The sequence below is a fragment of the Thalassotalea sp. G20_0 genome (assembly GCF_017744175.1).
Taxonomy (GTDB): Bacteria; Pseudomonadota; Gammaproteobacteria; order Pseudomonadales; family Endozoicomonadaceae; genus Endozoicomonas.
This window is the reverse complement of sequence record NZ_JAGHQV010000238.1, coordinates 1-1130: the sequence shown is the minus strand read 5'-3', so window position 1 is coordinate 1130 and position 1130 is coordinate 1. Positions and strand designations below refer to the sequence as shown.

Genomic DNA, 1130 nt, shown 5'->3' with positions numbered 1-1130 from the left:
ATCCAATGGATACCGATAATGACATGGTAAAAATTATAACAATTTAATTTCCCCGCATTTCAAGCTGATGACCTCCACTTTTTAGCTGTTGATAGTGGAGGTTTTCACTTTTTCCTGTTTGTGTGTTGACGTTTTTGCGAATACCGTCCTGGCTCAGGACAAAGAACAGTAACGTGTCACTTTGGTCGGTTGGCAGCCGGTTACATTCCTTTCATGATTGTCTGGTGGCAGGAATGTTGAGGGTTGATCAAGCTCAGGATGCGACTTTTTGAGTTTCGGTGTCATGCGGTAAAAGGTTTTTCCTTCAATCAAAGAAGATCTCACCTCATACCCGCGTTCACTGAGTAGGCGGGCATCGGCCGTACCCGGGTGTTTGAACATTCGCTGAAGTTCCGATTGTGATGGTGTGCCTGAAGTCGGATGTATACCTTCCTGTTGTAACCGATTCGTCTCAGTTTGCAGGGCTGCACTGGTGGCAGGAGCGATAAATTTTTCCAGCTTGCGTTGCTCTGCCACTGCAATAATCTTTTCTGCCAGAGTCATTGTTTCGGGTAGCCTGATTTGTCGCAGTTCCTCTTCATTGTGCAGTGATCGATAAGCCCCACCAAAGTCGACATCCGGATCCGGGTAATCAGGTAGCCGGAAATTGTCATGGCTTCGGGGGACGTTTTCTGTGAAGTGAGCTGTAAACTCGGCCTTTCTGGCGATAATGAATCGGACCAGATCATTCAGACACTCATGCAAACACCCATAGGGATCAGGTGCCTGTTCAATCATTAATCGTCGTTTATGGTTATCTACCGGCAGACCATATTTACTGGTGAACGGGTTGGCTGTTTGTTGATGCCACCCCCCGGTAATGCTGGCCAGACTTCGAAAACCCGACAATGCCGCCCGGATCAGCATGGTAAAGTGCCGATCATTGACGACGTCCAACAGCTCGATCGTTTCTGGATGTGCATGGTTATCATGGACCATTTCCGGAGCGTCCATTGCGGCTGAACCCGAAGTCGGTTTGATGGTCGAACAGCCTCTTTGGGCGAGAGTATCGACGATATCCCCAAAACGCAGCACCTGACGCAGCAGCAACTCTTCTGCCGGGCATTGGTGGTCGTGGCTGAATAACGGGT

Annotated in this window: 1 protein-coding gene; it reads right to left on the bottom strand. The window is 49.0% G+C overall.

All coding sequences use genetic code 11. The features are described from left to right. Nucleotides 1-153: 153 nt before the first annotated feature. A partial coding sequence (locus tag J7438_RS25780) for a hypothetical protein (RefSeq protein ID WP_209278894.1) occupies nt 154-1130 on the bottom strand: 977 nt, incomplete at its 5' end.